Annotated in this window: 13 protein-coding genes and 1 other RNA gene; 5 read left to right on the forward strand and 9 right to left on the reverse strand. The window is 39.2% G+C overall.

From position 1 onward, the window contains the following. Positions 1-143: 143 nt before the first annotated feature. From accA to dnaE, 5 genes are all read right to left on the reverse strand, one after another. On the reverse strand, positions 144-1121 hold the full coding sequence (accA, locus tag JOC76_RS12390; protein WP_205177981.1) for an acetyl-CoA carboxylase carboxyl transferase subunit alpha: 978 nt from the start codon (positions 1119-1121) through the stop codon (positions 144-146). Next, positions 1106-1993, reverse strand: coding sequence for an acetyl-CoA carboxylase, carboxyltransferase subunit beta (gene accD / locus JOC76_RS12395; RefSeq protein WP_205177983.1), 888 nt, complete (start codon positions 1991-1993; stop codon positions 1106-1108). The genes accA and accD overlap by 16 nt, the downstream gene beginning before the upstream one ends. A 198-nt stretch (positions 1994-2191) precedes the next feature. Next, complete coding sequence (locus tag JOC76_RS12400) at positions 2192-2818, reverse strand: FadR/GntR family transcriptional regulator (protein ID WP_307784718.1); 627 nt, start codon at positions 2816-2818, stop codon at positions 2192-2194. 7 nt (positions 2819-2825) lie between these two features. Continuing rightward, a complete protein-coding gene (ystJ, locus tag JOC76_RS12405; RefSeq protein ID WP_205177985.1) occupies positions 2826-4064 on the reverse strand; it encodes an NADP-dependent malic enzyme in 1239 nt (412 codons plus the stop codon). Between the two features lie 256 nt (positions 4065-4320). Then, positions 4321-7683, reverse strand: coding sequence for a DNA polymerase III subunit alpha (gene dnaE / locus JOC76_RS12410; RefSeq protein ID WP_205177986.1), 3363 nt, complete (start codon positions 7681-7683; stop codon positions 4321-4323). Positions 7684-7913: 230 nt separating this feature from the next. Between dnaE and ytrH the strand changes: the two genes are divergently transcribed. Both ytrH and ytrI read left to right on the forward strand, forming a co-directional pair. After that, entirely contained in the window at positions 7914-8252 is a 339-nt protein-coding gene (ytrH, locus tag JOC76_RS12415) for a sporulation membrane protein YtrH (protein WP_098532796.1), read from the forward strand. Continuing rightward, a complete protein-coding gene (ytrI, locus tag JOC76_RS12420; RefSeq protein ID WP_205177988.1) occupies positions 8249-8749 on the forward strand; it encodes a sporulation membrane protein YtrI in 501 nt (166 codons plus the stop codon). Before ytrH ends, ytrI begins: the two co-directional genes overlap by 4 nt. 35 nt (positions 8750-8784) lie before the next feature. Here ytrI and JOC76_RS12425 read toward each other — a convergent pair whose 3' ends face one another. Next, complete coding sequence (locus tag JOC76_RS12425; RefSeq protein WP_205177990.1) at positions 8785-9729, reverse strand: DHH family phosphoesterase; 945 nt, start codon at positions 9727-9729, stop codon at positions 8785-8787. Between the two features lie 90 nt (positions 9730-9819). Between JOC76_RS12425 and JOC76_RS12430 the strand changes: the two genes are divergently transcribed. Then, positions 9820-10131 carry a YtpI family protein gene (locus JOC76_RS12430; protein ID WP_205177992.1) on the forward strand — a complete coding sequence of 104 codons (312 nt, stop codon included), beginning with the start codon at positions 9820-9822 and terminating at the stop codon, positions 10129-10131. Between the two features lie 44 nt (positions 10132-10175). On the opposite strand, the gene JOC76_RS12435 is transcribed toward JOC76_RS12430, so the two are convergent. The 3 genes from JOC76_RS12435 to JOC76_RS12445 all read right to left on the reverse strand — a co-directional run bounded on the left by JOC76_RS12435 (position 10176) and on the right by JOC76_RS12445 (position 12892). Beyond that, positions 10176-11495 (reverse strand): CBS domain-containing protein, encoded by a 1320-nt coding sequence (locus JOC76_RS12435; protein WP_205177994.1) that lies wholly within the window; start codon positions 11493-11495, stop codon positions 10176-10178. 399 nt (positions 11496-11894) lie between these two features. Further along, positions 11895-12128: a hypothetical protein gene (locus tag JOC76_RS12440; RefSeq protein WP_205177996.1), complete on the reverse strand. Its 234-nt coding sequence runs from the start codon at positions 12126-12128 to the stop codon at positions 11895-11897. 83 nt (positions 12129-12211) lie between these two features. Further along, a complete protein-coding gene (locus tag JOC76_RS12445) occupies positions 12212-12892 on the reverse strand; it encodes a metal-dependent hydrolase (RefSeq protein ID WP_205177998.1) in 681 nt (226 codons plus the stop codon). Between the two features lie 186 nt (positions 12893-13078). Between JOC76_RS12445 and JOC76_RS12450 the strand changes: the two genes are divergently transcribed. Together JOC76_RS12450 and ssrS are read left to right on the forward strand one after the other, a co-directional pair. Next, positions 13079-14176: a M24 family metallopeptidase gene (locus tag JOC76_RS12450; protein ID WP_205178000.1), complete on the forward strand. Its 1098-nt coding sequence runs from the start codon at positions 13079-13081 to the stop codon at positions 14174-14176. Positions 14177-14228: 52 nt separating this feature from the next. After that, positions 14229-14424: non-coding RNA, 6S RNA (ssrS, locus tag JOC76_RS12455), on the forward strand. Positions 14425-14670: the final 246 nt, after the last annotated feature.

Here is a 14670-nt window from a genome sequence, read left to right on the forward strand (position 1 = left end):
TATTAAAAATAGACGGAATAGTTAGTAAACTGAAAGCGTTTTATCTAAGGATGTACACGCTATCATTAGCGGTTTTCGAAATTTTTCGTGAAGGTTTTGTGAACTCGCAAAAATAAAAACGTGCCCTTTAAGAGCACATTTTTTTAATTGACACTAATGTAATCTTTCACATTAGAGAACTCACCAATGGTTCTGAAGCGGTCATAACGATCGGCAATTAATTCATCTTCAGATAGTGTTAGTAAGTCCGCAAGAGATGATTTTAGTACTTTTTCAATTTCTTCTGCTTGTTTCTTTACATCCTTTTGAGCTCCACCTTTAATCTCTGGAATAATATCATCTATAATTCCAAGATCTTTTAAATCAGGTGCTGTTATTCTCATGGTTTCAGCTGCATTTTTAGCAAGAGACGCATCTTTCCATAAAATAGCGGCTGCTCCTTCAGGAGAAATAACAGAGTAGGTTGAGTTTTCGAGCATATAGATACGATTACCGACACCAAGTGCCAGCGCTCCACCACTTCCACCTTCACCAATTACGATGCAAATTACAGGGACTCTTAAACCAGCCATTTCAAATAGATTTCGAGCGATTGCTTCACTCTGACCGCGCTCTTCAGCCGCTTTCCCTGGATATGCCCCTTTTGTATCAATAAAACAAATGATAGGGCGCTTAAATTTATCAGCCTGTTTCATTAATCGCAATGCTTTTCTATACCCTTCAGGGTGTGGCATCCCAAAGTTTCTGCGAATATTTTCCTTCGTATCTTTCCCGCGTTGATGACCTATGACCGTAACAGGCAGTCCTTTAAATTTGGCAACACCGCCAACAATTGCTTCATCATCCGCAAAAGTCCGGTCACCATGGCATTCAAAAAAGCCATCAAAGAGAAAGGAAATATAATCAAGTGTTGTTGGTCTGCTAGCGAGACGCGCTATTTGGACCCGGTCCCATGGTTTGATATTTTCATATATGTCATGCTCCAAATTTTCTAACCGAGCCTCTAACTTTTTTATTTCTGTGCTTAGATCAACATCCGCTGTTTTAGTGAACTCTTTCAACTCAGTGATTTTATTTCTTAACTCCACAATCGGACGTTCGAATTCTAATTCTCCTGCCATTCGAGTTCGCCTCCTGGTTGATGAATTTCTAATAGGTTTGTTATTTGATCAACTAGATCCGTTCGAGTAATAATGGCATCAAGCTGTCCATGCTTTAAAAGAAATTCAGCCGTTTGGAAATCCTCTGGCAATTCTTCCCTAATCGATTGTTCAATGACTCTTCGTCCAGCAAAGGCGATTAATGCTCCAGGTTCGGCAAAATTATAATCACCTAGTGAAGCAAAGCTTGCAGATACTCCACCTGTTGTTGGGTGAGTCATAATGGAAATAATCAGACCGCCATTATGACTAAATCTTTTTAAAGCTACGCTTGTTTTAGCCATTTGCATTAAACTCAAAGCGCCTTCTTGCATTCTCGCGCCGCCTGAAGCTGTAAAAATAACGAAGGGAATCGACAGTTCGTCCGCTTTTTCAATTGCCCGGGTTATTTTTTCACCAACAACAGAACCCATACTTCCCATTCGGAAAGAGGCATCCATTATGGCCACAACAATCTTATGACCGTTTATGGATCCCATTCCGGTTACAACCGCTTCATTTATTTTGCTTTTTTGACGGTCTTTTTCTAGCTTTTCCAAATAGTCCGGGAAATTTAACGGATTCACCGAGACCATTTCTTCATTTAATTCAACAAAACTGCCTTCATCAATAAAACTATCGATTCGTTCTTGTGCAGTCATTTGAAAATGAAATCCGCAGCTTAAACAAACCTTTGAATTTTTTAATAACTCTTTGGTATACATGATTTTCTTACATGATGGACATTTAGTCATAATTCCTTCTGGAACGTCATTCTTAACCGTTTCTTTGGGAATTGTTGCATATTTTTTCTTTTTTGGTTGATTCTTTGTAAAAAGATCTTTAAGAGCCAAATTAAAACCTCCCTTGTGTAACGCGACCTGTCATTGGCGAGATTCTCCAATTCTTGCTATTATAGAAGTCTTTCTATCCTGCCCTCACTTCATACCTATTAACTTCTTCCGTGGTCAAACCACATTTAGAATAAAAAATAGCTTTTTAATCAGGGCTTGTATAACTTTCACTATAAAATATAATAAGTTTAAATTCTGTTAGTATTTGTCGGTTAAGTTTGACAAATTCCGAAGTTTTTTATACGCATATAGTGTTTTTTCAAGATTCTTTTCGGTTAAGCCTTTTAGCAATTCCAGATAATCCTCACGGCTATATAATGGTTGAGTTTCCTCAAGTGATTGATAATACTCTTTTAAAATAGACCATAACCGCTGGAACAAATGATTATCTGACAGGTCAATAATTCTTTGAAAAAATTCATCATCAGAGAAATGTTCTGTTCTCTCAACCCAATCACCTAGACTGTTGGTTGCCTCATTATTTGCCTTTTGGAATGCTAAACGCAAGCAATCCATTTCGATAAAGCTTTTTGTTTCGAACACATCACGTTTTGCTTTTTGATCCTGCAAAATAAATGTGCTAAGGAGCTGGACAAGCTGATGACCGCGAAAATCCCTAATATACGTTCCCTCGCCTCTTCTTGTCTCAATTAGCCCCAGTAACTCTAATGCTCTTAGGGCTTCCCGAACGGAAGAGCGCCCGAAATTCAGGCGCTCCGACAATTCACGTTCAGATGGGATTTTATCCCCAGTTTTAAGACCATCAACGGTAATCATTTCTCTTAGTTGCTTCACAATCTCTAAATAAACCTTGGTATTCGTCACTTACGAATCACTCACTTTTACCAATGATCGCAAGCCTTCCAGTTCTTTCCTTCACGTCTTCAGGATCGACCTTTATACGGGCTACACCCGTTTCCATTGCGGCCTTGGCCACTGCAGCAGCAACATTTGGAGCCACTCGGGGATCAAACGGTGCTGGGATGACATAATCTTCATGCAGTTCATCTTCACTAATTAAGCTTGCAATAGCTTCTACTGCTGCAATTTTCATTTTTTCATTAATATGGGTTGCCCGAACATCAAGCGCGCCACGGAAAATCCCTGGAAATGCGAGAACATTGTTTACCTGATTCGGAAAGTCCGAGCGGCCTGTTCCCACGACTTTTGCTCCTGCTGCTTTGGCTTCTTCCGGCATAATCTCAGGATCAGGATTTGCCATAGCAAAAATAATCGAATTTGGGTTCATGGAAGCAACCATTTCTTTGGTCAGTGCACCTGCAACCGATACTCCAATAAAAACATCGGCACCTTTTATAACATCGGCAAGACTGCCTTGTAAATTTTCACGGTTCGTGTATTTCGCTACTTCGGCTTTGACCGTATTCATCCCTTGCGGACGGCCTTCATAGATAGCACCTTTTGTATCACACATAATAATGTCTCTAACGCCGTAGTGATATAATAGCTTAATAATGGCAATTCCAGCAGCGCCTGCTCCATTTGCCACAACTTTTATTTCAGTCATTTTCTTTCCAATAATTTTAAGGGCATTGACAAGTCCTGCTACGGTAACAATCGCGGTACCATGCTGGTCATCATGAAAAATCGGAATATTGGCTTCTCTTTTTAATCTTTCCTCAATGACAAAACAATTGGGAGCGGCGATATCTTCGAGATTTACTCCTCCAAAGGTTGGCTCCAATAATTTAACAGTTTCTACGATTTTGTCAACATCTGTGGTGTTTAAACAGATTGGAAAAGCATCAACACCTGCAAAGCTTTTGAAAAGAACCGCTTTTCCTTCCATAACAGGGAGAGCGGCCTCAGGACCGATATTACCAAGTCCTAAAACAGCTGTGCCATCGGAAACAACGGCAACCATATTACCTTTCATGGTGTAATCATATACTGTTTCAGGTTTTTCATAAATATCTTTACATGGCTCCGCAACACCTGGCGAATAGGCTAAGCTTAAATCGTGTGCATTTCGAACTGGAACCTTTGATTTTGACTCTAATTTCCCCTTATGAATGCGATGCATATGCAATGCTTCTTCACGTAGTGTCAAGAAATGTCACCCCTAATTTAGAAAGGCGGAAGCGCCTTGCCCAGGGGCGACAAGCATAAGACAAGCCGGCGGGAAGGTTGCTCTTTAACCTTTTCGACGGATTGGCTTAGACCCAAGAGCCCCTAGGCGCTGGAGCTAGACAGCTTTCTAAGTAATTTAATAAATTTATATAATTTATTCTAAAAGCAGCATTTTTAGTGGTCTGACCACACTTGTCTCATTATCACTATAACATATCTTAGAAAGTTGTAAAGAATTAATCCTTTAGAACGACGTTTTTTGAACCTAGGATGTTTCTTAGTTCATTGAGTACATTTGAATCTGGATTTACCTTGTACTCATTACCTAAACGAATCGTTTTTCGGGTCTTCTCGTAATGTAACACAACCTGAACGTTCCCTTTATTTCTCTTTAATAGCTGATTGATTCTAAGAAGTAAAGTTTCATCTTGGTGTTCCAAGGAGACTTTAATATATAAGACAGGCTGTTTTTCAGAATAATTTTGCAACCATTCCTCCAAATCAAATACCTGTTGAATGATAAATTGCCTTGTATCCTCTCTAACTTCCACTTTCCCCTCCAGAAGGACAATATTTCCCTGTTTCAACAATACCGGAAACCTTTTAAAGACATTTGGAAAAGCAACAGCTTCCATTTCACCACTCGCATCACTTACCGTTAAAAAAGCCATGCTCTCTCCTTTCTTGGTACGAATGGTTTTCAATCCAGAAATATAGACTCCTGTATGAGCCATTTTTGCCTCGCTGCTTAATTGAAATAAAACAGATGCACCGCTCAATCTGAGCCTTTTTTGATAAACGGAGATGGGATGGTCAGATAGATAAAAACCAAGTGCCTCTTTTTCAAAGGCCAATTTATTTTCTAAACTAATCGGATCTACTTGAACATATTTTGGCTTTGGTATGAGATCATCCTCAAATAAGGCAAATTGGTCAAGGTCATCTGGTTTAAAGATTTGAGCATGTTCAATGGCGACATCCAAACTGGCTAAAAGGACAGCCCGATCTTCGCCAAATTCATCAAAAGCACCGGAATGAACTAGAAATTCAAGCGTTTTTCGGTTAACGGCTTTAGGTGACACTCTGATACAAAAATCAAATAAATCATCAAATCTCTTTCGTTTCCTTGCTTGAAATATTTCCTTTAGAGCTGCAGCCCCAACATTTTTAATCGCAGCAAGACTATAACGGATTCCACGGTTTTCTACCTGAAAAGAGTACTTACTTTGATTAATCGATGGGGAAAGAACAGCAATCTCCTTTTGCCGAGTTTCCATGACATATTGTGCAATTTTGGTATCATTCCCAATTGCTGAAGTAAGTAGACCAGCCATAAAATGAACAGGGAAATTAGCCTTTAGGTAGGCTAACTGATAAGCAATCATACTATAGGCAACGGCATGGCTACGGTTAAACCCATAGTTTGCAAATCGGACAATTAAATCATATATTTCATTGGCCAGTTCTTCTGAATATCCTTTTTTTAATGCACCCTGAACAAAATGATAGCGTTCTTTGTCCAAGACTTCTTTTTGTTTTTTCCCAACAGCCCGTCGTAACAGGTCCGCTTCCCCAAGTGAAAATCCAGCCATTTTCGAAGCAATCTGCATGATTTGCTCCTGGTATACGATAACTCCATATGTATTCTCTAAGATGGACTCTAAATCAGGATGTGGATAATCAACCGCTGCTCGCCCATGTTTCCGATCAATATAGAGTGGAATATTTTCCATTGGACCGGGACGATACAAGGCATTTACAGCCACGATATCCTCAAATCGGGACGGTCTCAACCGAGTTAATACTTTCCTCATCCCCTCCGATTCCAGCTGAAAAATCCCGGTGGTTTCACCTCGGGCAAGTATTTGGAAGGTGTCAGCATCTTGTAGCGGAACCTGTCTAATGTCAACCTTCCTTTTGGTATCACGATAGATAGAAGATAAAATAGTCTCAATGAGTGTTAGATTCCTTAGCCCGAGAAAGTCCATTTTCAACAAGCCAATCTCCTCAAGGTGTTCCATTGAGTATTGGGTTAAGTAAACATTACCAGATCCTTGCTGAATCGGAATGAGTTCAATTAGTTGCTTTTCACTGATTACGACGCCTGCCGCATGTGTGGAAGTATGCCGCGGTAGGCCTTCAAGCTTCAAAGCTGTTTCAAAAAGCCTTTGGTTTAGGGGGGTATCCTTCACAAACTTTCTTAATGACTCTGATTCTTTAAAAGCAGCTTTAAGATCTACTCCCAAACGGGAAGGAACCAATTTTGATAAATACTCTAATTCTTTTGAATTTAAACCAAACGATCGGCCAACATCTCTTAATGCGGCTTTTGCAGCTAATGTTCCAAATGTAACAATTTGGGCCACATGCATTTCCCCGTATTTTTTCGCAACGTATTCGATTACCTCGTCACGTCGATGATCTGGAAAATCGATATCAATATCCGGCATCGATATCCGTTCTGGATTTAAGAATCGCTCAAATAGTAGATTATGTTTTATTGGATCTACATCTGTGATATACAATACATAAGCAACAAGTGAACCTGCTGCAGAACCCCTTCCTGGTCCCGTTAAAATGCCCGCTTCACGAGCATATCTCATAAAATCCCAAACAATTAAAAAATAGTTACTAAACTTCATCCTCTTAATTACGGCAAGTTCAAAGGCTAAACGATCAGTATATTCCTTATCTGGGCGGGAAAAGCGTTCAACTAATCCCTTTTCACATAGCTTTTCCAGAAACTCCTCAGCAGGCATTCCATTTTCCGTAGGAAAGGTAGGCAGGTAGGTCTTATTCAGTTCAATATTTACGGTACATCGTTCTGCAATTCTAAGGGAATTCTCCAGGGCCTCAGGCAATTCGGCAAATCCTTCAACCATTTCCTCGGGACGCTTCAAATAAAACTGGTCACTATTAAGTTTTTCTCGATGTTCGTCCTGAAGTTTATCGCCATTTTTAATCGCTAGTAAACATTCGTGGGCAAAGGTATCTTCCTTTTCTAAATAATGCACGTTGTTGGCGGCTACTAGTGGAATTGTATCTTCCCTTGCGATCTCACGTAACTGTTTGTTTATTTTTCGTTCTTCTTCGAGATGATGGTTCTGAACAGATATGAAAAAGTTGCCGTTTCCAAATATATGGTCAAATTTATGAATTAGCTTTTTGGCATATTCCTTTTGATCATTTAACAGTGCTTGCTCAATTTCCCCTTCTAAACCAGGTGTGAGAGCAATAAGTCCTTCAGAATAAGATTGCAGCCATTTAAACGGAATTCCCTTAATTGATTTTGTCTGAACGGCACTTGAAATTTTTAATAGATTTTTAAATCCGGCTTCCGTTTCAGCAAGTAAAACAAGCGGGTAAGCTGCATTTTCTACCCTTTCACTTTCTACATCAACAGTTAGACCGATAATAGGTTTTAGGTTATTTTTTTTGCAATGTTTATAAAATTCAATTGTTCCGTACATTACATTTCGGTCGGTTAACGCAAGAGCGCTGTACCCCTTTTGTTTGGCATTTTCAACTAAATGGGGGACAGATGCCGTACTTGTTAACAAACTATAGGCACTATAGACCTGTAGGTGAATAAAAGACATAATGTCACACCGTTCCTTAAAAATATTTCATTAGTTTAATTATAGAGCTTAATATGAAAAAAGGAAAATATGTTCTGTTTTAAAGTTGGATGTTGATTTCCGCTCCATTCAACATCGTTACAAATCAATAATGCATCTAGTTGTTCTAGTTATTATTATTGTACCAACTCATATTCCTAGAGCTTTGTCCATATAAATGAATATAACTATTTATAAGGGCGGTTGGCTGCATGAAAGAAATCGGTTTTTTTCCAGCTTTTATCGAAGGTTACTTTATAGCACTTGGAGTCGTGCTTGGCGGGTCCTTAATTGGAGGAATTGCTTCATTTTTAACAGGACAACCGCCGCTTACGACCGTCTACCGATTGTCCTCAGCACTAAGAATTTGGGCAATTGTTTCTGCAATTGGCGGAACATTTGATGCCGTCTACACTTTTGAAAGAGGATTATTTAATGCGGACACAAAAGACCTTTTTAAACAACTGCTCCTCATCCTTTCTGCCCTTGGCGGTGCCCAAACAGGGGCCCTCATTATTAATTGGTTAACCCAGGAGCATATATCATCATGAGAGTTCCGCAGTTATACCGAAAACCTGGCTGGCAGCGTTTTTTTGCAGGAACAGCTGTTGGAGGTGTTATTAGCTGGTGTATTTTTCTATATATTTACGGTGTTTGGCAGGAAAAAAATACGGAGCTGATTCGAAAACAACAGCAGGATATTGTTGACTTAAATAATGAGAAGAAAATTTGGCAGGATGAATATAAGGAAATTAATCGACGCAAAATTGAACAGCTAACCGTTCAGAAAATTAATATTAAAATCACCAACGCCGAAAAATACAAACTGGATTCGTTAAGTGTACTTGAAACAGAAGATTCTGTCCGAGATGATCTCAGTATCATGATTGCTAAAGATATTGAGTCGGTTTATAAGAGTAAGGACTTACTAAAAAAAATTATTGAGAACAAACAAGTGAAAATCAATGACAAACGATACAAATTAAAGGTTAAAGAAATGGTTATCTATACAAACCTTACAATACAGCTTGAAATTCAATTTGAATAAACGGCCCATAATTCGGGCCGTTCTTCTTTTGAAGTCTAGTTTGAAAAAGCTTCGCAAACCTTTCCTAATTCACTTACAACTGCATCAACTTCATCCCATGAATAGATGGTTGCACCTGATGCAAGCGGATGTCCGCCGCCGTTAAATTTCCTTGCCACCACATTGATAACAGGTCCTTTGGAACGGAGCCTTACCCGAATTTGTTTTTCTTCCTCGATGAAAAATACCCATGCTTTTATGTCTTTTACATTCCCGAGTGTGCTAACCAGCAAGGATGCTTCAGCAGGTCTTGCGTTATATTCCGTTAATAATTCTTTCGTAATCATAACAGAAGCAACACCGTTTGACAGCAGCTCAAAATTTTGGAGGATATATCCTTGTAATTTAATAATGTTAGGGTCTAATTCATACATTTTGTCAAACAGTTCGGTTCGAGAAAAATCGTAATGAATTAACTCCCCTGCATAGGAAAACGTTTTTTCCGTTGAGCTTGGAAACAAAAATCTCCCCGTATCCCCAACAATTCCAGCAAACAATAATCTTGCTGCATCATCGTTCATTTTTAAGCCCAATTCTTTTCCTTTTAAATAAAATTCATAAATCATTTCGCTGCAGGAGCTGGCGTTTGTGTCGACCCATAATAAGTCTCCATATGGTTCCATATTTGGGTGATGGTCAATTTTAATCAGTTTGTCGCCTAATGTGTAGCGGCGGTCATCAATTCTTTCCTGATTGGCAGTATCACAAACAATTACTAACGCCCCTTTATAAACCTCATCGCTGATTACATCCAGCCTGCGGAGGAAATTGAGGGTTGGTTCCTCTTGACCTACTGCATAAATTTTTTTCTCAGGAAAGGATTCCTTTAAAATGGCAGTTAATCCACCTTGTGAACCGTACGCATCCGGATCTGGACGGATATGCCGGTGAACGATTATGGTTTCATATTGTTTAATTGTGGTTAAAATTTGCTCTATCATGAACACTACTCCTTATGTACCCATTATGGCTTTTTTTCTCAATCCACGTTAAAATAATAACTAATTTCAAGAATTTGGAGGATTGGAATAATGGCTGTACTCGTTGTATTAATTGTTGTATTATTCGCTTTCTATCTATTTTATAAAACAAAATACTTTAGAAGCAACCGACAAGTAGAAAAGAAATGGCTTTCGGCAAAATCCAATATTGCTCTTGGGCTTTTTGTCTTTTTATTTGGCATTAATCATCTTCTCTTTATTTCTGAGACTACCCCATCCTATATTATTGCATCGATTTTTATCCTTTATGGTGCTTTCTTTAGCTGGATTGGCTTTAAAAAATATAAGCACTACCTTCCTTTTGCGATGGAAGAGGCTAAAAGTCTTGAAGCACAGAAATAGGCGGAGCCGCTTCTTTAGGAAGCGGCCTTCTTGTTATTCCCGATTTATTGTCTATCAATCAATTGACACATCATCATTGCTTTCCCAACTAACACACCTTCATTAAAAACCTCTACATCTACTTTCCCAAATTTACGGCCAACCTCTAATATTTTAGGAATAATTTCTAATGTACTCTCCATTTGTACTGGTTTTAAAAAGTATATGGTCATATTTTCGACAACCAAATCACCCTTTTTATAGCCCCGTAGTACCCGATTTGCTGCGTCAGAGACGATGGTTGTGAATACTCCGTAAGAAATGGTTCCAAGATAATTAGTCATTTGTGGTGTGACTTCACAAGAGTACGCTTCTTCTCCTTTCGCTTTTCCTTGTACCAAGACCATTTGATTGGTGATGATGTCATCAATTGTTTCTCCCACCTGCGGCTGACGCTGGTTCATTTGCAATGCTTTTAAGACATCTTGACGGCTGATAATTCCCTCTATTCGATTCGATTCATCGGTTACAGGAAGGACCTCAATCCCCTCCCAAACCATTGTATGCGCGGTTGAAGCGACACTTGTTTTACCGTTAACTGTCATCGGATTTTTCGTCATGATTTTATCAATGGGGGTATCCCAATCTTGTCCAAGTATATCTTTACTTGTAACCATCCCCTGAATCTTCATGTTTTGATCGACAACAGGGTAACGGCTGTGCGTGGTTTTTCGATTCAACTCGTGCCAATTGGATACTTTATCAGAAGTATTGAGATAATAGGTATCAGCAAGAGGGGTTAAAATATCTTCAACTAAAATGATTTCCTTTTTGATTAATTGATCGTAAATCGCGCGATTAATCATTGTTGCTACCGTGAAGGTATCGTAGCTTGTTGAAATGACCGGTAATTCTAGTTTATCAGCGAGCTTTTTTACATGATCTTCACAATCGAAACCACCCGTTATTAAGACAGCAGCTCCTTCTTTTAGGGCAAGCTCATGTGCCTGTGTCCGGTTTCCGACAATCAGGAGATTTCCAGCCTCCGTATAGCGCATCATCGCTTCTAATTTCATCGCACCAATTACAAATTTATTAAGAGTTTTATGCAAGCCAGTTCTTCCGCCCAATACCTGACCGTCTACAATATTGACAACCTCAGCAAATGTCAGCTTTTCGATATTCTCTTTCTTTTTCCGCTCAATCCGAATGGTGCCAACCCGTTCAATCGTGCTGACATAGCCTTTATTTTCAGCTTCTTTAATCGCTCTATAGGCCGTTCCTTCACTCACGGTCATCGCCTTGGCGATTTGCCGCACTGATATTTTTTCCCCAATCGGAAGTCCATCAATGTATTGCAAAATTTGTTCATGCTTAGTAGCCAAGACCTTCACCCTTTATTATTTGAATTCCAATTCATCCATTGTAAGTAAAAATTATGTCTATTTTCCATTATAAAGTGTTAAAAGCCTTGATTCAATGCGGTTTCTCACAAATATAAAGAGAAAGCGCCTTCTTTATAGGCGCTCTTCCAACTTATCAATGATTCATATACGTTGATTTCCACTGCAGGCGCTCAGCAAACCCGCGGGCGTGCCGGCGAGCCTCCTCGACGCTGAAAGCGTCTGCGAGGTCTCCCCTGCCCCGTACTCCCGCAGGACATTGAAATTCATCCTCGAATCGCCCACGCACGAGAAAATGCGATAGCATTTTCGAGGAGTCGAGCGCCTTCCGCTCCAATCAACATTGTTACAAAATCAACAATTGCCTTTAACACAGCCAAATTAATAGTAAGACCGGGATTTCTTTTTTAAACGTCCTGTCGGCATTTTTCTTGTCTTTTTCGGACTATAAAGAAGACCAGTGAGATTTCCTGCAATCACCATTAAGGCAAACGCGAGCCATGTTAATGAAAAGATTCCCTGAGCTCCGTCAAGGTTGATGGATAATCTAGGTACGGCAAAATAGAGCAACATACCTGCAAGTAACAAGCAAAGTAAATATCGATTTTTTTTCATATACATTTCCTCCCTCTAAAATACTGCTTGTTTCATTTTTATGCGAAAGGGAGGAAAAAAAGTATGTGAAAAATCTTTAAAGGTTAAATTTCGATGGACTCTCCCGGTGAAAGTACGAGTCCATTTTGGTTTGAAAGTAATTCAATAAATTGATATGGATCTTGTTTAATTGGCGGAAAAGTATTGTAATGAATAGGTACAACCTTTTTGGCATTTAACAGCTGTGCAGCATAAGCAGCATCTTCCGGACCCATGGTAAAGTTGTCTCCAATTGGCAGGAAGGCAAGATCAATCGGATGGCGCTCACCTATTAATTTCATATCTGAGAAAAGAGCAGTGTCTCCCGCGTGGTAAATGGTCTTCCCTTCATTCATAAAAAGAATTCCGGCTGGCATCCCACAATAAATAATCTGATTATCATTTGTATGATAGCTAGACCCATGAAATGCTTGGGTTAACTTTACTCTGCCAAAGTCAAATTGATACGAGCCTCCAATATGCATGCCATGGGTTTTCACTCCCTGCCAGTTTAAAAAGGTAGACAGTTCATCGGTTGCCACGACGAGTGCATCATTCCTTTTGGCAAGTTCCACAGTATCTCCAACATGATCATTATGTCCATGTGACAAGAGAATCACATCTGCGGTTACCTCTTCAGCCCTAAGGTCTGTTAGTGGATTGCCTGTAATAAATGGGTCAATGATGATGTTTTTTCCCCCTGTTTGAATTTGAACGACTGAATGCCCATGATATGAAACTTTCATGCTTTCCAACTCCTTTTTAGAAATAACAGTTTATTAACTTCCATAAAACTCTACGAAATTCCTCCTATCCTTTATACCCATAAGTTCCTCTTTTTAGAGCATGATAAGTTGTGATAGTTTACTTTTCTTTTTAATCTTGTTACGCTCAAATGGGTTTTTGATTTTTCTATATGGGGGTCCCCTGACATGAATCAACGATTAATAAAACTACAAACTTGGATGAAGGAAAACGAAATTGAAGTTAGCTTTTTGACATCTTCCGAAAATGTCTTTTATTTAAGCGGTTATTTTACCGACCCGCATGAACGGTTGCTGGCCCTTGTTGTCTTTCAAGAGAAAGAACCTTTTCTCGTTTGTCCGGCAATGGAAGTGCCTGATGCCAAACGCTCTAGTTGGGAGCATGAAATCATTGGATACAGTGACATTGACAATCCATGGGAATTGATTTTTAAATCGATTCAAAACAGAAATCATCCTATATTGAAGGTCGCTATTGAAAAAGAACATATGAATGTAGAGCGATATGAACAGCTTTTAGGCTTGTTTCCAAAAGCTTCCTTTATTTCAGCTGAAGAAAAATTACGAATGCTGCGGATGATTAAGGACGCCAAGGAATTAAAAATAATCGAAGAAGCTTGTGCCCTTGCCGATTATGCTGTTGAATTTGGCGCTAATGAAATTAAGGAAGGCAAAACAGAATTAGACATCCTTAATGCCCTTGAGTATGCCATAAAGCAAAAGGGTGTGACCGAAATGTCTTTTTCCACCATGGTTTTAACCGGGACAAATGCTGCTTCTCCACACGGTACACCTGGACAAACAAAGATTCAAAAGGGCGACCTCGTTTTGTTTGATTTAGGCGTTGTCGTCGACCGATATTGCTCAGATATCACGAGAACAGTGGCTTTCGGAGACATCAATGATAAGCAAAAAGAAATTTATGATACGGTCTTAAAGGCGCAGCTTGCGGCTATTGAAGCTAGCAAACCTGGTGTTCGTGCAGCTGAAGTTGATCTTACCGCCAGACGAATCATTTCAGATGCAGGATATGGCGAATTTTTTCCTCACCGCTTGGGACATGGTCTCGGGATTAGTGTCCATGAGTATCCTTCCTTAACAGAAACAAATGGTTTAATAATTGAAGAGGGAATGGTTTATACGATCGAGCCAGGTATCTATGTTCCAAATGTGGCTGGCGTCCGAATTGAGGATGATGTGTTTATAACAGCGGATGGAGCTGCTATTTTAACTAAATTTCCGAAAGAACTGCAAATTATTAAATAAATTTGGGACTTTTTTACATTGAAATCAATAGAGATTTGATGTAATATACAAATACAAGCTGCGTTGTACGTAATCATAATAAAGTTTTAACCTTTAAGCTGTAAAAGGGAGTTTAACTATCGAAGCCGAAATGACAAGCCTCTGTCTATAAGACATGGAGGACACGCAGGAAGGTTTCTGAGAACACCCACTTTGAGGAGTGGTGGTTTAAAACTTTCTTATCCAACTACGGCAAATGCGGCTACATAATTGTTTTAAAAAACCAGCTTCTTCGTGAGGCTGGTTTTTCTTTTAGAAAAACCTAACGGGTTCTGTTAACTTATCGCAAACATTAAAAATGTAATGGAAAATGACCTTCAAATTGTATGGTAATTTGGAGGTCTTTTTTTGATGATTTTTCCTATTTAAGGTTAGGCGCTGTTATAACTGAATGTTGGTTTCACTGCGAATGAAAAATAAACGGAAAAATTCCGGCTAAATTAGGAAATACCCAT

The organism is Neobacillus cucumis, from assembly GCF_016908975.1.
Classification (GTDB): domain Bacteria; phylum Bacillota; class Bacilli; order Bacillales; family Cytobacillaceae; genus Neobacillus; species Neobacillus cucumis.